The 20,138-nt window shown below is 41.7% G+C and carries 16 protein-coding genes and 1 tRNA gene; 7 read left to right on the top strand and 10 right to left on the bottom strand.

What is annotated here, in order from left to right; all coding sequences use genetic code 11:
* Positions 1 to 105: 105 nt before the first annotated feature.
* From H5202_RS01720 to H5202_RS01710, 3 genes are all read right to left on the bottom strand, one after another.
* The gene (locus tag H5202_RS01720; RefSeq protein WP_182770414.1) at positions 106 to 1,116 is read right to left on the bottom strand and encodes an LLM class flavin-dependent oxidoreductase; all 1,011 of its coding nucleotides are present in this window, start codon (positions 1,114 to 1,116) and stop codon (positions 106 to 108) included.
* An 87-nt stretch (positions 1,117 to 1,203) separates the two neighbouring features.
* On the bottom strand, positions 1,204 to 1,728 hold the full coding sequence (locus H5202_RS01715; RefSeq protein WP_182770392.1) for a DUF3087 domain-containing protein: 525 nt from the start codon (positions 1,726 to 1,728) through the stop codon (positions 1,204 to 1,206).
* A 322-nt stretch (positions 1,729 to 2,050) separates the two neighbouring features.
* Entirely contained in the window at positions 2,051 to 2,818 is a 768-nt protein-coding gene (locus tag H5202_RS01710; protein WP_182770390.1) for an SDR family NAD(P)-dependent oxidoreductase, read from the bottom strand.
* Between the two features lie 105 nt (positions 2,819 to 2,923).
* Between H5202_RS01710 and H5202_RS01705 the strand changes: the two genes are divergently transcribed.
* On the top strand, positions 2,924 to 3,259 hold the full coding sequence (locus tag H5202_RS01705) for a winged helix-turn-helix transcriptional regulator (protein ID WP_011639018.1): 336 nt from the start codon (positions 2,924 to 2,926) through the stop codon (positions 3,257 to 3,259).
* 45 nt (positions 3,260 to 3,304) lie between these two features.
* Here the strand turns inward: H5202_RS01705 and H5202_RS01700 are convergent, their stop codons facing one another.
* Positions 3,305 to 4,777, bottom strand: a complete 1,473-nt coding sequence (locus tag H5202_RS01700; RefSeq protein ID WP_182770389.1) for an MBL fold metallo-hydrolase RNA specificity domain-containing protein — start codon at positions 4,775 to 4,777, stop codon at positions 3,305 to 3,307.
* A 369-nt stretch (positions 4,778 to 5,146) separates the two neighbouring features.
* On the opposite strand from H5202_RS01700, the gene H5202_RS01695 reads away from it, so the two are divergent.
* Positions 5,147 to 6,355, top strand: coding sequence for a porin (locus H5202_RS01695; RefSeq protein ID WP_182770387.1), 1,209 nt, complete (start codon positions 5,147 to 5,149; stop codon positions 6,353 to 6,355).
* Between the two features lie 172 nt (positions 6,356 to 6,527).
* Here H5202_RS01695 and H5202_RS01690 read toward each other — a convergent pair whose 3' ends face one another.
* On the bottom strand, positions 6,528 to 7,037 hold the full coding sequence (locus H5202_RS01690; protein ID WP_041413233.1) for a peptidylprolyl isomerase: 510 nt from the start codon (positions 7,035 to 7,037) through the stop codon (positions 6,528 to 6,530).
* Between the two features lie 109 nt (positions 7,038 to 7,146).
* The gene (locus H5202_RS01685; protein ID WP_182770385.1) at positions 7,147 to 8,487 is read right to left on the bottom strand and encodes a M20 metallopeptidase family protein; all 1,341 of its coding nucleotides are present in this window, start codon (positions 8,485 to 8,487) and stop codon (positions 7,147 to 7,149) included.
* 161 nt (positions 8,488 to 8,648) lie between these two features.
* Between H5202_RS01685 and H5202_RS01680 the strand changes: the two genes are divergently transcribed.
* The gene (locus H5202_RS01680) at positions 8,649 to 9,173 is read left to right on the top strand and encodes a GNAT family N-acetyltransferase (protein WP_182770383.1); all 525 of its coding nucleotides are present in this window, start codon (positions 8,649 to 8,651) and stop codon (positions 9,171 to 9,173) included.
* A gap of 581 nt (positions 9,174 to 9,754) precedes the next feature.
* Entirely contained in the window at positions 9,755 to 11,611 is a 1,857-nt protein-coding gene (locus H5202_RS01675; protein WP_182770382.1) for a sensor domain-containing phosphodiesterase, read from the top strand.
* A gap of 84 nt (positions 11,612 to 11,695) precedes the next feature.
* On the opposite strand, the gene H5202_RS01670 is transcribed toward H5202_RS01675, so the two are convergent.
* The 3 genes from H5202_RS01670 to H5202_RS01660 all read right to left on the bottom strand — a co-directional run bounded on the left by H5202_RS01670 (position 11,696) and on the right by H5202_RS01660 (position 16,023).
* Positions 11,696 to 12,907 (bottom strand): hybrid-cluster NAD(P)-dependent oxidoreductase, encoded by a 1,212-nt coding sequence (locus H5202_RS01670; protein ID WP_182770380.1) that lies wholly within the window; start codon positions 12,905 to 12,907, stop codon positions 11,696 to 11,698.
* Between the two features lie 113 nt (positions 12,908 to 13,020).
* Entirely contained in the window at positions 13,021 to 14,679 is a 1,659-nt protein-coding gene (gene hcp / locus H5202_RS01665) for a hydroxylamine reductase (protein WP_182770379.1), read from the bottom strand.
* Between the two features lie 378 nt (positions 14,680 to 15,057).
* Positions 15,058 to 16,023, bottom strand: coding sequence for a DUF4382 domain-containing protein (locus H5202_RS01660; protein ID WP_182770377.1), 966 nt, complete (start codon positions 16,021 to 16,023; stop codon positions 15,058 to 15,060).
* A gap of 285 nt (positions 16,024 to 16,308) precedes the next feature.
* On the opposite strand from H5202_RS01660, the gene H5202_RS01655 reads away from it, so the two are divergent.
* Positions 16,309 to 16,998 (top strand): DUF3157 family protein, encoded by a 690-nt coding sequence (locus H5202_RS01655; RefSeq protein WP_182770376.1) that lies wholly within the window; start codon positions 16,309 to 16,311, stop codon positions 16,996 to 16,998.
* Positions 16,999 to 17,122: 124 nt separating this feature from the next.
* On the opposite strand, the gene H5202_RS01650 is transcribed toward H5202_RS01655, so the two are convergent.
* Positions 17,123 to 17,383, bottom strand: coding sequence for a DUF5062 family protein (locus tag H5202_RS01650; RefSeq protein WP_124732307.1), 261 nt, complete (start codon positions 17,381 to 17,383; stop codon positions 17,123 to 17,125).
* Positions 17,384 to 17,668: 285 nt separating this feature from the next.
* Here H5202_RS01650 and H5202_RS01645 point away from each other — a divergent pair, with 285 nt between their 5' ends.
* A complete protein-coding gene (locus H5202_RS01645; protein ID WP_182770374.1) occupies positions 17,669 to 19,825 on the top strand; it encodes a M3 family metallopeptidase in 2,157 nt (718 codons plus the stop codon).
* A gap of 201 nt (positions 19,826 to 20,026) precedes the next feature.
* A tRNA-Ser gene (locus H5202_RS01640) sits at positions 20,027 to 20,116 on the top strand.
* Positions 20,117 to 20,138 lie beyond the last annotated feature (22 nt).

Raw genomic sequence — 20,138 nt, 5'->3', positions numbered from 1 at the left:
TTTATGAATATCAATGAACACAGGTTTGTTATGCCACAAAAAAAAGCGCTCACACGTTGTGAACGCTTAATCATATTTGTGGATGTTATCGTTATTCAGACAATTTTATTGTTTAACGCTCATTAAAATATCCAGGGCGCGTAAACGGTGTTCACTGTCATACAAGTCATTGGTAAACATAAGCTCATCAACGCCAAGCTGTTGAACAATCACTTCAAGTCGATGTTTAATCGTTGCTGGTCCGCCACACACCGACAAACTTAAAAAGTTATCGACGTAGCTTTTCTCTTGCTCGCTCCACAACCCATCCATACTATCGACAGGCGGTTTAAGCCACATTTCATTGCCACGAATTAATGCCAAAATACGTTGTTTAGAGCTAGTGCTAAGGTATTCTGCTTCAGCATCTGTTGGGGCGGCGACCAAAGGTAATCCCAACATAACATAAGGCTTGCTCAATACTGCTGAAGGAATAAATTCACGTCGATAAAGCTCAACTGCATCATATAAAAAACGCGGTGCAAAGTGGCCTGCAAATACATATGGCAATCCACGTTTAGCAGCCAACTGAGCGCTAAACAAACTTGAGCCTAATAACCAAATTGGCACATTAGTGTCTTCGCCCGGAATCGCTCGCACTTGGGCGGATGCAGCTTGTTGACGCTGTGATCGCGGACCTAATAATGACTGTAGTTCGCTCACTTCTTCTGGGAAGTGTTCAGCTCGGCTATCATCACGATTCAATGCACGACTAGTCACTTGGTCGCTACCGGGTGCGCGGCCTAAGCCTAAATCTATACGGTTGGGATACAAACTGGCCAAGGTGCCAAACTGCTCTGCAACCACTAAGGGTGCGTGGTTAGGTAACATGATCCCGCCAGCACCAACACGAATACGTTGAGTCCCACCTGCTATATAGCCAATTAATATCGAGGTTGCCGAACAAATAATGCCTGGCATATTGTGATGTTCAGCCAACCAAAAACGATTAATACCAACATTTTCGGCATGTTGAGCATAACGTAGGCTACCTTGTAATGTTTCAGCGACGCTGGCGTCTTCGCGCATCGGCGCGAGTTCGAGTAATGAAAAAGGAATATCCGCCAATATTGACATCATGGCTCCTTATTTAAGGTAAGAATTGCTGGCATCCACTGAAAACCAAGCTATCTAGTTAGCAAAAAATTATCAATAGATGATGATCTAAAAGGCTTGTAGCATCTCGGGAGTAAACTCATCAGCATCAACAGAAACACCGGCGGCATCGATACATTTTTGCAGTTTATCTAGCTCATTATTGACGTTTGAAATAGTTAAGGTGTTGTTATCTAACTCATACACTAGCGCCAAGCTTTGATAATAAAAACTGAGTATCACTAATGCATCACGGTTATTGTCTTTGGCGGCTTGTTGAACTGATTTCAGCTTGCGGTAAATTTTGTTCTGCAACTGCTTCAGTTGCCACACATAATACACTTCATAAAATTTCGGTTTGGTACGCAGGTTACGTATTAATAAACTGCACACCATTAACGCCAAAATCACCCCAGTAAAATTAAGGTGAAAATTGCCAGTAGCCTCAGCACCGGGTAATGGCTTAACGCCAAAAAAATAGATCATCAACTGACCAAATATCACCGACAAAATAGCCAGTGTTGCCACTAAACCTATCTGTACTTGATTGTTAACCGAACGATACTGGCTTTTATTAATTGTTACTAACTTCATCACGCCGCTCACATCACTTATTTATCTATAGCTTAACGCGTCACAGCTATTTATAGAATGAAATATTAACGCTTATTCAGTGTGATTTAATCTAATGCCTTAGTGTATAAGTTGGTTTATGAGTTAGTGACTAAGCTAGTGGCTAAATTAGTCACTAAGACGTGGCAACAAAGCTCACCCCACACTGCCATATCTCAGATACAGATACGGCAGTCCTATGGCACCAACTTAATGAGCTCTTTGCTACTTAATTAGCCCCTGCTAAAGAGTTTTTTGCATTAACCGGGTAGTGGCTGTGTGCAATCCAATTGTAAGGTATTAATTAGTTACGACCAGCCATCACGCCACCATCAACATCCCATACCGCGCCTGTCACCCAAGCCGCTTGCTCTGATAACAAAAACACAATGCTGTTGGCTACATCGGCTGGACTTCCAACTCGGCCAATTGGATGGAATGAATTAAAACTATCAAGCACACCAGCCATATCTTGCGGTTCAATAAAGGCTTGATAAATTGGCGTACTCACAACGGCTGGTGATACAGCATTAACGCGAATGTTATGGTCCGCCAGCTCCATTGCCATGTGTTGAGTTAATGCATGTAAACCCGCTTTAGCCATAGAATATGCACTTGATGGTGTGGCTTTAATGGCTTGTTTAGCCCACATAGAACCAATGTTCACTATGCTACCGCCATGATGTTTAATCATGTTTCTGGCTACCGCTTGTGAAATCACAAAAATGGCCTTGTTCAGCTCCATGTATATATCGTAATCACTCACTTGATGGTCTAAAAACGGCTTAGGATTAAAATAACCTGCAGCATTAACTAGATGATCGATTTTATGATCCATGGAGTCGATAATATTGATCAAACGGCTCAGGTCTTGTTGGTCGTATAAATTGGCCTGAACGCCACTGACACTCCCAAGTAAAGACAGTTGTGCCACTGCGACATTGAGTTTGTCGGCTTTATTGCCAACAATAATAATATCAACACCTTGAGACACGAGTTGCTTCGCCGTTTCAAAACCGATACCACTTGTGCCGCCAATAATCAGCGCTGTTGTTTGAGTTGAATTCGTCATTTGAACACACCTAATAAAAGAGTAAGTGTGTTAAGCTTATTGGCAAACTATCCGATTGAATAGTAAGTACAATTAAGTCCTATAGGCACTTTTAGGTACATATTAATGAATACAAAAGAAAAATTATTTCTGCGAAAGTCTGCTCCAGAAAAAAGTGCCCGTATGGTCGAAACCATTTACGGCTGCAAATGGTCACTAACTGTGTATCAGTTATTAGCCAATAACATTAACCGTCCCGGTGAAATGGTAAAATCAGTTGAAGGCCTCAGCACCAAAGTATTGAATCAATGTTTGAAAAAAAACATCGAATTTGGCATTTTGAATAAAATTAATTACCCTGAAATTCCACCAAGAGTGGAATACCAGGTGACTGAATTTGGCCAAAAATTTATGCGGATATTAGATGATATTGAAAAGCTGCAACACGAAATTGATGCTTAGCCCGCAGGCTAAGCAATCGTTAACTTAATAACACACTCACTCGAATCACGTTTCTGATAGCTCATTATATTCACTCGCCGTATTCAGCCACACAAACTCAGGTAACGCGTTTAAGTCTAAGCAATCTCCTCGTTGGGCAATCGCGCTATTTTTCGGTTTATTGGCACTGTCTTGATTAAGTGCTTCAATCAATACTTGCTGTGCTTCTAGTTCACCATGCACCAAGATCACCGCGGGTGATTGCTCAAAATGACGATACCAAGACAATAATTCAGCTTGGTCGGCATGGGCTGATAACCCACCGACAGTATGAATACTGGCAGCCACTTTAATACTTTGGCCATGAATCGTCAGCTCTTCAGCGCCGTCGACTAGTATTCGCCCTGGCGTTCCCATTGCCTGAAAACCACAAATAATAATATCGACTTCTTTACGCCATAGATTATGCACAAAATGATTACGAATTCGGCCACCATTACACATACCACTACCTGCAATAATGATTAACCCTTCATGAATATCGTTCAGCTCTATCGACTCTTCGGTGCTACACACAAATTCAGCACTAGATAACAACGGATGGTTGCCTGGTGACATGCGGGTAAAACGCTTAAAGTCATCGTCCATCAACGGATAATTATTAACATATACCTCAGTTGCTTTAATCGCCATTGGACTGTCTAAACAAATACGCCAACGCGATAAGTCCCACTCTTTGGCATATAGATGGAACAGATAAAGCAGCTCTTGAGATCGGCCAACAGAAAATGCCGGGATCAAAATATTGCCTCTACTTTCACGAGTTGTTCGTTTAAAAATTGATTTCAGTTCAACCAATGTATCTTCCCAACTGCGGTGCAATCTATCACCGTAAGTACTTTCCATTAGCACTAAATCAGCTTGTTCAATAAACGTTGGATCATCCAAAACGGGCATACCTGCACGACCTAAATCACCACTAAAAACCAGTTTTTTCTGTTCCGGTTTATCGCCTAACCACAACTCAACCACAGCAGAACCTAAAATATGTCCTGCATCAGATAAACAAACCTCTACCGCATCGGAAACCTGTACGCGTTGACCGTAATCTACCATCACAAACTGCGCCATCACTTGATCAACATCTTTCTCGGTAAATAGCGGCTCTAGCAGTTCTAAATCATTTTTTGCACGTTTTTTATTTTGCCTGTCGGTATCTCTTTCTTGCAGCATGGCGGCATCACGCAACATGACATCGCATAACTCTGCGGTGGCTTTTTGAGTATAAATGGGTCCAGTAAACCCCTGGTTTATCAAATAAGGCAGACGGCCAGAATGATCAATGTGTGCATGGCTTAATACCACGGCATGGATTTGTGCCGCGTCGAATGGAAAAGGATCGTGATTACGTAACGCGTCAGCTTTACTCCCTTGAATTAATCCACAATCAAGCAGCACTTGCTGCCCTTTGACTGTAAGTAAATGGCAAGATCCAGTGACCTCTTGAGTTGCGCCGTGAAATTGCAAAGTCATGTCCATAATGTCGCCCCCGATAAAATCGATAACAGTGCTAAATTAAGCGTATGCCATTGGTGAAATAAAGTCGCGATCTACATCAAATAAACGCTTAAAAAACACCCTCCTTAAAAAATAGATAAAAAACCATATTAAGTGCATAAGCAACCACCAAATAACATTTACTCACAATTATTAACTATCACGCAACTCATTACTAACACTCAGTTTTGCTAAGTCATTGAACAACGAATTTTATGAGATATATCGCCTTTTTTGAGCATATTTCACTTTATGAGTCACTCATAGGTTTGATACTCTCCGTCGCCTCAATGGAAAGAAATATTAACGGACTAAGCTGTGCTTACTCAAACAACAAGACAAGAGACTAAAATGAACAGAACATTAATTGCAGCATTAATTTCAACAATTCTTATCGCACCTGCAGCGTCGGCAATCGAAGTTTATAAAGATGATGTCAATGCGGTTAAAATTGGTGGATTTATTGATGCGCGCGTGATCAATACCCAAGGTGAAACAGAAGTTGTTAACGGTGCTTCACGGATTAATTTTGGTTTTAGTCGTCAACTCCAAAATGACTGGAAAGCTTACGCCTTGCTTGAATGGGGTGTGAATCCGGTAGGTAGCACAGACATTGTTTACAACAATCGCTTTGAATCAATTCAAGAAGAATTTTTCTATAACCGTCTTGGTTATGCCGGTTTATCGCATGACAAATACGGTAGCATCACCATTGGCAAGCAATGGGGTGCTTGGTATGACGTGGTCTACAGCACAAACTATGGCTTTGTATGGGACGGAAACACTGCCGGTGTTTACACTTATAACAAAGATGACGGCGCGGTAAACGGCGTTGGTCGTGGTGACAAAACAGTTCAGTACCGTAACAGCTTTGGCGACGTAAGTTTTGCCGTGCAAGCCCAGCTTAAAAACAGTGCTTTCTATACTTGTGATGTTGAAAATATTACTCAAGATGCCTGTGAAGAATTATGGGCAGCAAGTTCAACGTCGGCACAACAAGTTGAATATAACTATACCTATGGCGGCGCAGTAACTTACCAAGCAACTGATAAACTGGTACTAACTGCCGGTGTTAACCGTGGTGAGTTTGATGTGACCTTTGGTAACGGTGGCTCATCCACTGCTGTTGATCTTATTTACGGTATGGGTATCACTTGGGGTAACTTTGACCAGAATGGTTTTTATGCTGCTGCCAACGTAAACAAAAACGAAAATCATGACACCGACAATATCGGTCGTTTAATTAACGACGCTGTGGGTGTTGAATCATTGTTCTCATATAAGTTCGATAATAATATTCGTACTTTTATTTCGTACAATATTCTTGATGCTGGCTCTAACTACGTGATCCAACCTAACTACAATACCGATCCAGATGACGTATTCAAACGTCAGTTTTTCGTAGTAGGTTTACATTATGTATTTGACCCAGATACTGTTTTATATGTTGAAGCTCGCCGTGATTACAGCGATTTCACCAGTGCCGACAAAGCACAACAAGCCAGAATGGAAGTGTCTGAAGATGACGGCGTTGCCATTGGTATTCGTTTCACTCTTTAATGTGAGTACTGTGGTTTAACAACCGATCAAAAAAGGTTCGACAGTGATGTCGAACCTTTTTTATTGCGTTGTTTTAAGCTAGTACTAATAGCTAATAGTTAATCGCTAGTGCTTAATAGCTATTACTTACTCGCTAATGATTAATAGCGAGTGTTTACATAGTGCAGCGCACTTAAGCGACGGGCTTCTCGTCAACAATCGTCACTTTCTCAACAATAATCGGCTCACGCGGTACATCTTCATGGCCTGCCATCGTCGTTGTTTTAACTCGCTCCATTTGCTGAATAACATCCATACCGGCAGTCACTTTTGCAAACACTGCATAACCCCAACCCGCATTAGTCATTGCAGCGTGATCTAGAAAATCATTGTCGGCGACATTAATAAAAAATTGCCCAGTAGCAGAATGCGGCGCATCTGTTCGAGCCATCGCCAAAGTACCTAACACGTTGTTCAACCCTTTATTGGCTTCATTGGCAATAGGGTCACGGGTTGGCTTTTCTTTCATTTTGGCGGTTAAGCCACCACCCTGCACCATAAAACCTTTAATAACCCGATGAAAAATAGTGCCTTCATAAAAACCATCTTGGCAGTATTTTAAAAAGTTTTTTGAAGAAACCGGCGCACGTTCCATTTCAAGCTCTACGGTAAAATCGCCAAGGTTGGTGCTAAAGATAATCATATACTGCCCATGTTCCAAAAATGAGAATAGCCGTCAGTATATTATATAGTACCGAAGGCGGCTATTACGCTTATCGTTGAATGAAACCCTATCCTTTAATACTTTGCGTTTATTTTGCTGGTTGATTAAATAAATCCATCGCGGATTTTGTCATAGCCCTAACCCCAGTGCGGATAGTTAACGAATAATCTGGGGCAAACTGACTAGAATGCAAAGACGGCAAGGTATCGCCAGACTCAACACTCGCTTGATACTGGCTAGGTTCTACCCCGCCAAGCCAGAATAAAGTAATAGGACGTTTCTCTGCAGTGAGCCCATATAAACCAAAATCTTCGCCAGCCATTACCGGTGGTGCCACCAGCACATTATCACTGCCTAACTCGGCTTCAATACTGGCTTTAACCTTAGCGGCTAACGTGGGATCGTTATAGGTTGATGGAATGGTTTCATCATCATGCACATACACCACTGGCATAAGGTCATCTGGCAAGCCAGCACTAATAGCGATACCTGAAGTAATACGCTTAATCGCCGCTATTTGCTGCTCACGAACCTTAGGATTATACGATCGCAAGGTCAGCTGAAGCTTCACTTCATCGGAAATAATATTGTGTTTTGAGCCACCATGAATAGACCCAACAGTGACCACATTAGGCTCTAACGGCGATATTTCACGGCTAACAATGGTTTGCAGTGCAAGTACAGTGCGCGCAGCAAGTACCACAGGATCAATCGTTGCGTGCGGATAAGCGCCATGCCCACCTTTACCCTTAATGGTAATATCAACTGAATCAACATTCGCCAAGGCATAACCACTTACGGTACCGACTTTGCCAGCAGGAATTGACGCACTCACATGCAAACCAATAATGCTGTCTGGTGTAGGGAAATGGCTAAATAAACCCTGTTTGAGCATAGCTTTGGCGCCACCACCGACTTCTTCTGCGGGTTGAGCCACCATCATCAAAGTACCTTGCCAGTCGGCTTTGTGGAGCATTAGTTGCTGCGCGGTGCCAATTAAACTGGTCATGTGAATATCGTGGCCGCAACCATGCATAATCCCAACGCGACTGTTGTCTGCATTAAGGGTTGTTACGGTCGAGGCGTACTTTTTGCCCGTTTGCTCAATAATGGGTAAGCCATCGATATCTGCACGGATCATCACCACGGGTCCATTACCGTTTTTGACAATACCAACCACACCATAACCGCCAAAATTAGACGTAACCTCAAAGCCTAATTGCTTGAGTTCTTGCGCCATACGTTGGCTAGTGGCTTTTTCTTGATATGACAATTCAGGGTGTTGATGCAGGTGTATATACAGTTGCTCAAGCTTTGGTAATGCTTGAACCACAGATTGGTCGAGTTCACTTGCACCAGCATTAACAGACAACAACGAAGCTGAAATCGCTAACGCTAATAGTGGGTAAACAACACGAAGGCAGGTCATATTATTCTTCTTAAACGGAGAAATTGAATATGTTAACCTACCACAAGCTTGAGCCACTTTGTAATGGGTTTTAGCTAACCTCAAGCCACTTAAGGGATAAGGTTAGTTGTGGCATAGTGATTAAGTCGTTGCGGTCATAAAAATAATAATGGGGGAAACCAATGAAAGTGATAACTGAAACACCCAGGCTAATTATCCGAGAATTTACTCTTGATGACGCGCCAGCCGTATTACACTTTAATACCCCAAAACAAGTCAGCCTCTATACTGGTGATGCGGGAATGTGCACAACACTAACCGATGCCGAAAATATCATTACCAATATTTGGTTAGCTGAATATCAGCAATACGGTTTTGGCCGTTGGGCTGTGGTACTGAAAGAGACCAATACTGTTATTGGGTTTTGCGGTTTTAAAAATGAAACACGTATTAATGCCGTCGATATTGGTTATCGCTTACACCCAGACTACTGGGGTATTGGTTTAGCCACAGAAGCCAACAAAGCCTGTATCGAATATGCCAAACAACAGATGGATTTAGGCATCGTCTATGCCAATGTTGTCGATATAAATAGCGGCTCGATAAACGTGGCCACAAAACTAGGCATGACGCTTCACTCTCAATACCAAGAAAATGAATTTAGCTTCAATCGTTATGAGATTTTATTAAAGACTCATACAGTTTAACTTGAAAGAAAAATCACATAGCTGTTTGTTTACACTCAACCTCTTACGTGAGTTGCATCACAAAACGAATATTTTTCATCCGATAGCGATTTAACTAATGTTTGCATAACCTAGGTTATTTAAGTAGTTTGTAAATAACAACCGCATAAATTTAAGTCTTCAGACAACATTTATGCTCAACACCGTTATATGACATATTTATGATGGTATGTAAGAAATGTAAGAGATTCATGGATGAAGAGCCTCCACTGCGCTTAGCATAGCCAGAACCGTTACGCAGCGAAGACACGGATGCTTTCGAAATTACACAGCCCGTATTTCCCCTTCATTCCATAGCCTCTACAGATCCCATAACATGCCTTGCATCGTATAAGTAAAATTCGTTTATTTTTATAGGCTTAGTTTTTAAAACTTCTATTATCAGCTATAACAATCGAATTTACAGAACGATAGACTATTAAGCGTATTTATAATCGTTATATCTATCGAACTAAGGTTTATTTATTGAGTCGCAATACTATAAAGAAGAGGTAATCCCGCTGTTGAAAAACAACACGATTTCGATACCACCAGAAATGCTCATGTCTTGGCAAACTACAGTAGACCTCATCGCTAAGGTCGCTCAAGTGCCTGCATCGTTAATTATGAAACTTCATACTAATGAAATGGAAGTGTTTGTCGCCAACAATAATGCCGACAGCCCATATGGGCCTGGGATGAAAGACATGCTGGGACATAGTTTATATTGTGAATCAGTGATTGAGCAGCAAACAGCACTACATGTCGAAAATGCCCTAAAAGATCCTCGCTGGAGTCACAACCCTGATCTTGCTGTGGGTATGGTTTCTTATTATGGCTTACCACTTAATTGGCCTGATGGAGAGCCCTTTGGCACCATTTGCATACTAGACAAAAAATCAAATAACTACTCCGATGATCTTATTATGCTGTTGGAATGTTTTAGCCAAAACATTGAAAGTAATCTAGAAATGTTAGATCAAAAACAAAAATTATCACAAGTTAACCTACAATTAGAAACTCATATTGCGCAGCGCACATCAGAATTAGAGAAGCTTAACAGCGATTTAATGCAAGAAATCGACTCACGAGTTGCGGCGGAAAAACTATTAGATATTCAGCAACGTTTCGACACTGCTACTGGTTTACCCAAATTCAACCAGCTCGAAACTATGTTTAACCAACTGACGACAAAAAATGAATTTACCAGTATTTCAGTAGTCCATTTCAGCATCACAAACTTAAAGGTGATTCAAGACGGTTTAGGTTATGACGTGAGTGAAAAAGTGCGTAATTTAGTGGCTCAGAAGCTACAGCGCTTTATTACTAATAACGCCTACCTTGCTACTGTCAGTGAAACCACATTCTGCATCGTCATCTCCACCAAAAAACAGCTATATGTCGATAAGATGGCGGCTTTTTGCAGTCGTTTGTGTCAACATTTTGCTCAAGTTATCCATGTTGAGGACTTCCCAGCATCCATTACCACCGCAATAGGCGTATCATTTTATCCTAACGATGGTAGTTGTTTTATGGAGCTCTCCAGAAAATCCAGCGCTGCACTTTCACACTGTGAAATAAGTAATAACAATGGCTATAAGTTCTTTAACCCCAAAATGGAATCCGAACTATCTAATCGTATACAAATGGAGTCATTATTAAGAGGTGCGCTTAATCGCAATGAGTTGTCGTTAAATTACCAACCTTTTGTCGACACCCAAAGCCAAAATGTTATTGGTGCCGAAGTACTTATCAGGTGGTATAACCCAACTTTAGGCCAAGTGTCACCGGTCGACTTTATTGAAAATGCTGAACAATCTGGACAGATCATTGAAATCGGTTATTTTGTGTTGAGAAATGCGTTGAAACAATTAGCTTACTGGCGCGAATTATATAACCGAGACTTTTACCTAGCGATTAATATTTCTCCTGTACAGCTCAAAGATAGTTACTTGATAGATAAGATTGTGCAACTGCTTGAGTTATATAAAATACCTGGCAACTTACTTGAAATAGAACTAACAGAGAATGCGTTTATACACGATGCTACACATGCCCAAGAAATATTAAATAAGTTACACCATCATGGGATCCGGTTGTCTTTAGATGATTTTGGTACCGGCTATTCATCACTCAGTTATTTGCAAAACTACCCGTTTAATTCGGTTAAAATTGATCGCAGTTTTATTCGTAATCTTGAAACTTCAGAACAAAGCCGACAGTTAGTTAACACCATTATCGCCATGGCAAATAATTTACAATTATCGTTGGTAGCAGAAGGCGTCGAAAACCAATTTCAAGCCGATTTTGTGGCAAAGCAAGGTGCCAACATATGGCAAGGTTATCATTTTGGGAAACCTGTAAATGCCAATGATTTTGCCCAAAAATATTTAATTCCTTCAATGGCAACGCAAATTTAATCGACTGCAATAGTATCGCTATAAACTAATAGCGCATGAGCCGACCGATACAAGGTCAGCGTCTATAAACTGCGGTAAAACCGATCACATTTGTAAGCGTACATTCGAGGTTATTTTAGTTGAACAAGCCAACACAAAGCCTGCTGCTATTTCGTCAGCAGTTAACGCCATTTTGCTAGACGACACTGTAGTGCCTGAAACAACCTGACACTTACACGCACCGCATACGCCAGAACGACATGCAGCAATCATCGGTAACTTTGCCGACTCAATGCCATCAAGTAAGCTTTGATCACCCGTTAACTGAACCTGCTTATCGCCAATGCTCAGCATAAACCGTTCTGTTGATGGATTACTGTCTAACGCAGCTTTCAACCCCATGGCACTACTTGCACCAAAGCTTTCTTGGTTGAACTGACTCATATCAAATTCAGCAGCTTCAAGCATTAATTTTACCGCAGCCATGTAGGGTTCTGGTCCACACACAAATACGGTACGCTGTTGATAATCTGGTACTAACTTGACTAAGGTTTCTAAACTCAAGCGGCCACCTTCGCAACCTGTAGAAGTATGTTTATCGGTTAAATCTTGCTTATTACTGTCTGACTCAAGTACATAATTAAGATTAAAACTCGGGCTTCGTGATGCCATTGACGCCATCGAATCCGCAAACATAATGTCATTAACCGTTTTGGCACTGTGTACAAAGGCAATATCACTGTCGGTAGTGGTATCGCACAACCAGCGCGACATAGAATGCATTGGCGTCACACCACAACCGGCACTTAACAATAAGTACTTATCGGCCTCAATGTCGATCAAGTTAAATATTCCATCAGGGCCAGTAACCGTCACGTCATCGCCAACATTGAGCGACTCAGTTAAGTAATTAGACACCAAACCACCAGCGATTTTTTTTACCGTGACCACTAACGAAAATGGTCGTGAAGGTGACGATGAAATAGTGTAACTGCGGTAAACCTTGTCGCCATTAATATTTAGTTTAAAGGTAATAAACTGTCCCGGTTTAAAATTAAACTTAACCGGTTCAAGTCCTTGAAATCGAAAACTCACCACATCATGGGTTTCATTCCATTTTTCAACACAGCGCAGTTGCACCTCACCTCGTTGCCAGTTATCAGCAGCCAAAAGTGCTTTCGAGCCTGTCAATACAGCTGGTTGAGCCGTAGGCGGAGTCTCGATAACGGGGGCCTCGATAACAGGAGTCACCTTTTTTGCCGCTTGGGCAGAAAGCGCTTGTGAAAATGAAAAACCAACTGAGGGAGTACTACTCATTTTAATACCTTTAACGCAGTAAAAAACACGATAGCGATATGAAAATCTCATATCGCTTTTAATCGCAATCGTGCAAATAAGCTTTGCTTAAATGCACTATTGTTATGACAGGATTACGCTACTTTGATCATCGCTTTTAAGTCTGATTCAACATCGGTAGTGGTACGTAAACCAAATTGTTGCTCAAGGATATTGGCTAAATTTTCAGTTAAGAACCCTGGTGCACTCGGGCCAGTACGAATGTTTTTCACCCCTAGAGACAGCAAGGTTAACAACACGACAATCGCTTTTTGCTCAAACCACGACAACACAATACTTAACGGTAAGTCGTTAAGATCGCATTCGAAAATGTCCTTTAACGCTAACGCTAACTGAATAGCCGAATAAGCATCATTACACTGGCCAATATCTAACAAGCGTGGCACACCGTTAATGTCGCCAAATTCCAATTTATTGAATTTGTACTTACCACAACCTAAGGTCAAAATAATTGAATCATCAGGTACAGACTTAGCTAAGTCAGTGAAGTAATTGCGCTCTAATTTGTCACCATCACAACCACCAATTAAGAAGAAGTGCTTAATAGAACCATTCTTAACGTTTTCAACCACTGTTGGTGCCGCCGCCATTAACGCATTGCGGGCAAAACCGATGGTGATCATGTGTGGGATTTCATCGTAAGCAAAGCCTTCAAGCGCTAACGCTTTGTTAATTACTTCGCTAAAGTCATCACCTTCAACATGAGTCACACCAGGCCAACCGACAATACTGCGAGTATAAATACGGTCAGAGTATTCACCCACTGTAGGGTCGATAATACAGTTTGAGGTCATCACCACTGCGCCAGGGAAAGTGGCAAATTCTTTTTGCTGATTCTGCCAAGCACCGCCGTAGTTACCGACTAAATGCGCGTATTTTTTAAAGGCTGGGTAAGCAAGTGCTGGTAACATTTCGCCGTGAGTAAAGACATTAATGCCCTTGCCTGCGGTTTGCTCAAGAATAAGCTCTAAATCTTTCATGTCGTGGCCAGACACTAAAATCGCTTTACCTTTTACCGACTTGGTATTCACTTGAGTCGGTTCTGGGTGGCCAAATGAGGTGGTTTCGCCTAAATCTAACATCGCCATAATGCGATAGTTTAATTGGCCAATTTCCATTGCTGTTGCAAATAACTTGTCAGCATCAACAGAGTCTTCGCCTAAAAATGCCATAATTTTATGGAACTCGGCGGCCACATCAACGTCTGTTTGATCTAATACGCGAGCATGCTCCATATAAGCAGCAGCACCTTTTAAACCGTATAAACATAATAAACGTAAGCCAAGAATATCTTCATGTACATCACCGCGATTAGGCAGTGCAATGGGTGCTTGGGCTAAAATTTCAGGCTTTGAAGTGCCGAGCAATAGCTCGCCTTGTGCGCTAACCATTTCTGGCTCTACGCCCTTGCCTTTACACGCAGCAATATAAGCCGCTTTTAATTGGTCACGATACGTTTGAGCCTGATAGGCATAATCAATTAAACGGTCATCATCAAAGTTTACGTTAGTCAGTGTGGCAAAAAAGGCCTTAGGGACAAATACATCAATTTCGTTGTCTACAATGCCAAACTCACGGGCTTTAACTGCGTAAGCAGAAACACCTTGCAGCATATAAATTAATAAATCTTGAATATCAGACGTCGACGCTAACTTGCCGCACATACCTTGCGAGTAACTACAGCCATTGCCTTCTGGTGTTCTAATGGTTTGCTCACATTGCACACAAAACATAACTCTACTCCTCAAATATTATTCATGTATAAATTTTACATGTTAAAGATGAGTTTACTCTTTACTCTGTAAATCAAAACCCGTTTCTAGCACCAATGTTAGATTTTATGAGCCACATCACCTTCAGCAATCGCTAATATTGATTGGTTTTTATTGGATTATTTTGACAGAGACAACTGAGGTTATGGCGCGCTAAAACCATTATCTAGCGCGACACAATGAGTATGAACATAGGAAAACAACGCCGCTAGAGTCAGTAAAACATCATTGATTGATGTCTTACTGACTTAGTTGATTGAGCAAGTAAAATGGGCAACCTCTTTTTTCGTCACAGATAAAGCATTAATAAAATGATAGCAAGATCAATTGGCTTCAACATTAACCACCATGATGCCCACCATTGCCATCGCCACACTCATGCACTGTTTGTTGTCCACCAAGAGGGCCAGTTTCAATCGTTATAGCGCCTGCATCTTTATACATGACAAATGGTCCAGCGCTAATGTCATCAAGGATTGGATCATCTAAATGACCTAAACAGCTATAACCAACGCGGTAGTTCCCTTCGGGTAAATAACCCATTGCGAAATACCAATCACCCTCTGTAGTTTGTAATAATCGGCTCACCGATAGCGGAGCCGTTAGCCCGTCTGGAGGAGTTGTCCCCATATCGGCCATTTGCTCAAGAGAGGTGACACTTTCAGGATATAAATAGGCTAGATGATAAAATTCCCCTCCAATAGGAGTGAGATCGGCATAGTCCATTTCACAACTGGCAACCCATTGCGGATCGACTTCTCCAATTAAATGTCCCATTTGACTATTGTCGACTGACCACATTGCACGATGACGCAATTGGTATTGTTCTTGCTCCATTTGCAGACCTTGGTACAAGTTAATTTCCAATGTCATTACACGGTGCTGATTAGCAATAATCTGCACATCATCTATTGGCAAGTAACCATTTTCAACTTGCAAACTATGTCGGCCTTGGCCATCTTCAACGTAACAACCTTGATTACCATCGCCCTGATCAATTGTCACGTGGACATTATGATATTGGCCAACAGGTAAATCGATATTATCAATGGCAAGATGCCTATTAATGCCCTGATAATCGAGTAAATTAAACTCCCTATGTTGTAAGTTATAACGGTGTATTTCTCCATTAGCGTCCGTCATAACAAGTTCATTCATCACTAACCCTAACCGAGATACTCCCGCCATAGGAGCATCAGACACTCCTAAAGAAAATTGTCCTTCATCGGTTGTGCTATCGCTACCACCACAAGCACTTAGCAATAAAGCAGAAGATAACATTAATACTGAATAATAAGTTTTCATCGCATGTCCTCAATTTAGTTGAAACATGATCAATATTACTCACAAAGAGGTACTTAAATTTGATCGACATCAAAAAACAGCGTTTAAATTAGTATGATTTTTAACCTACAATTAACACTTTAAAATCAATTTACACAAACCTATCAATCGCGACACAAGCATAAAAAAAGGCGCTATGACATGCTGGAGCAAAATATAAATACCCAACAATACTTTTTTCCATTTCAACGATAAAAGTACGTAGAATGAGCCAAAGTGTTAAAGACTTTCAATCAGGATAAATAGATGAAAACCAAACTTAATGCGATTGCATCAGCTCTACTTCTATTACTTGCACCAGTAGCAATGGCTGCCGATATTGCTGTTATCACCTTAGAAAATGGCACCAATGTTCGTCTAAAAGACGATTTCACTTGGGAATACATTATTACCGAAACAGTAACCCAACCAGTGCAAGCGGCTAAAGCCGACATCGCAAAGCAAGCCAACGCAATAACACCGCCTGCAATTGCAACTGCCGCTTCTGTTGCTGCAGTAACAGCACCTGTTGTCGCACCAAAGATTACCGTGCCGGCTGCGCCTGCAGTTAATACTCAAGTATCAACCACACGCTTAACTGCAGCGGCGTTAGCACAACCAGAATTATTGGGTAGCACGGCTAAAGACGGCATTAAAATCACTCTTGCAGACACAAAATGGAAAGACGATGAGCTCGGATTAGTGTTCGATTTTGACAGCACCAGTAACGAACATGTCACGGTTGTTGAAGTTGAGGTGAGTTTTTACAATGACAACGGCGCATTGCTCAAAACAGAAAAAATTGAAGCCTGGGAAGCTATTTTCCGTATGCCAGAAACTTACCTGCGTAATGGTCAACATCGCCAAAGTGACACTATTTGGGTAGAAGGTGTTAATAAGCAGCAATGGCAAAAGCAGTTAATCCGCTTAAAAATTATTGAGATTGAGTCGCGCTAGAATTACAGCGAGTCGAATAAAAAATGGCAGTGAGTATGAGCAATTCACACTTAATCTAAATGCTAAAAAGCCCAAATGAAATACCATTTCATTTGGGCTTAATTTATGGTGTAGGTTGGTAACCTTAGTTCAAAAGCTCATGTTCTTTAGGCAGTTGCTTACTAATCCACAATATCAGTTTATGCTTACGATTCGGACCATCGTCTTTATCTTCGGCTAAGGGTTGGATTAAATTGTCTTGAACCAGTAATCGATAAATACATTCCACTTTATCTTTTGGCGAGATGCCTTTACCAAAATCATCAAAACCACGCTTTTGCGCGTATCCCATGCCAATCTCCATCGCGAGCTTGAGCAGTTTTGTATCGTGTTTACCCGCTTTCATCTATCACCCTCGTCGTACTCTCTATTGCTATTAAGCTACGCGAATATCCACAAATTACCACTACAATTGCGGTCAGATAGCCTTAAAATCTAACAAACATCACTATTGGCAACTTTAGTTACAATAATTAATCTTAGTTAATACCATTAACCTTTGCTGCAAGGCGTAGGCTTGGTATTGTAAAGGGGTTATTACTTTATGTTTTTATTGTCACTATTCAGCCGCACAACACATTTTGAATAGGCATAAAAACACCTAAAAGGGCCAAGACCCAAGGATATATTAATGCGTAAAACTCTTATTACCACTGCCGTAAGTGCGGCATTGATGCTTAGTGCATGTTCAGAACAAACAGCAGATACCGCAATGGCAAGCAAAACCACAGCAGAAGCACCTACAACAACGACCAAAGCACCTGCAACCGCCGAAAACGCGCTGTTAGTCCCAAGCCCATTACAATACATGGCGCCGCAGTTCGACAAGTTTAACGCTGCAGACTATTTACCCGCCTTTGAACAAGGTATGAAAGAGCATAAAGCTGAAATCGCAGCCATTACCAACAACGCTGACGCACCAACATTCGACAACACCGTTGTTGCACTTGAAAAAACTGGCGCGATATTAGACCGCACTCAACGGGTGTTTTTTAACCTTACAGGCTTAATTTCAGACGACAACTTCATTAGTGTCGAAGAGCAAGTTGTGCCTAAGTTAACTGCTCACATGGACAACATTTATCTAGATGAAAAGCTTTTTGCTCGTATTCAAGCTATTTACAAAAACAAAGCCACATTAACAGGTGAAGACTTACGTTTAGTAGACGTTTATTACGATCGCTTTGTGCGCGCAGGTGCTGAATTGTCAACAGAAGACAAAGCCCAAATGCGTGAGCTAAATGGAGAGCTGGCTAAACTTGAAACCAGCTTCTCACAAAACGTTTTAAAATCATTTAAAGACGACGTAATTGTAGTTGAAGACAAAGCCATGCTAGACGGCTTGTCAGACAATGACATCGCATCATTAGCCGCTGCAGCAAAAGCAGCAGGCAAAACCGGTTACATGATTACCTTAGTGAACACCACAACCCAACCGCTACTGTCTAGCCTTAAAAATCGCGACCTACGTAAAAAGCTTTGGGAAACGTCAGCTTATCGCGCAATGGACACAAACAGCCCGCTTAATATCAAAATCGCCCAACTGCGAGCACAAAAAGCCAAACTATTAGGCTACCCAACATGGGCAGCTTATTCTACAGGCGACCAAATGGCTCAAAACCCAGAAGCGGTTTATGGCATTTTGGATGACTTAGCGCCTAAAGCATTAGTTAAAGCCAAAATTGAAGCGGCAGATATTCAAGCTGAAATAGTTAAAGACGGTAAAGACTTTACGCTTGAAGCATGGGACTGGGCTTACTATGCCGAAAAAGTGCGTGCGGCAAAATATGACCTAGACGACAGCCAAGTTAAACCCTACTTTGAAATGAACACCGTACTCACTGACGGCCTGTTTTTCGCTATGGAAAAACTTTATGGTATCACCTTCAAGTCACGTAACGACTTACCTGTATGGCACAAAGACGTTACCGCTTATGAAATCTTTAACAAAGACGGCAGCTCGCTAGGCTTGTTCTATCTAGATATGTATGCACGCCCAGGCAAGCGTGGCGGAGCATGGATGGATGAATTTGTTAGCCAATCATTCTTGCAAAATACTAAGCCTGTCGTGTATAACGCGCTTAACGTACCAAAGCCTGCTGAAGGTCAACCTACCCTGTTAACGTTTGACGAAGTAAGTACATTGTTCCACGAGTTTGGTCATGCTATTCACGGTTTATACTCACAAGTTAACTACCCAAGCTTAGCTGGTACCAAAACGGCACGTGATTTTGTTGAGTTTCCATCACAAGCTAATGAAGACTGGAGCATCGACCCTGCCGTGCTAGCAAACTACGCTAAGCACTACCAAACAGGCGAGCCGATTCCTGCCGAATTACTTGCTAAAGTATTAAAAGCGCACACCTTTAACCAAGGGTTTGGCACGGTTGAATACCTAGCGGCTGCATTGCTTGATATGGAATGGCACTCAATTCCTGCTGGCACTGAAATTGCCGATGTTGCTACCTTTGAAAAACAAGCACTAGCAAAACACGGTTTAGACTACAGCCCAATCGCACCGCGTTATAAAACCACCTACTTTAGCCACAGCTTCGGCGGCGGTTACTCTGCGGGTTACTACGCTTACCTTTGGACCGAAGTATTTGCAGCAGATGCTTTTGCACACATGATGGCGCACGGCGGATTAACCCAAGAGAACGGTCAAAAATACCGCGACACCGTATTGTCAAAAGGTAACAGCCAGGATCTAATGCAAAGCTACATCGACTTTGCCGGTAAAAAACCATCTACTGACGCACTATTAAAGCGTCGTGGTTTAGTGCACTAAGTCTTATTGCTGTGATAAAAACCTCTCTTGTTAGTGCTCGCCAACAAGAGAGGCAAGCTTGCAATCAAAGCGTTTTAAAGACTAAAAAGGGTAAATATTGTGCAAACGCGAGCCTTTTTGTGTCATTTTGCACATTTGTTGTGCCATTGAACACATCAAGGCTTTACATTTTCGCCAATACCCTTATTATTCACCGCGTTCGGAGGGATGGCAGAGTGGTCGAATGCACCGGTCTTGAAAACCGGCAACGGTTTATCCCGTTCTAGGGTTCAAATCCCTATCCCTCCGCCACATTCAACAAAAAAGCCTCATC

The organism is Shewanella sp. SG41-4 (assembly GCF_014164505.1).
Classification (GTDB): Bacteria; Pseudomonadota; Gammaproteobacteria; order Enterobacterales; family Shewanellaceae; genus Shewanella.
The sequence above is the reverse complement of the archived record's forward strand: the minus strand, read 5'-3'. Positions and strand labels throughout refer to the sequence as shown.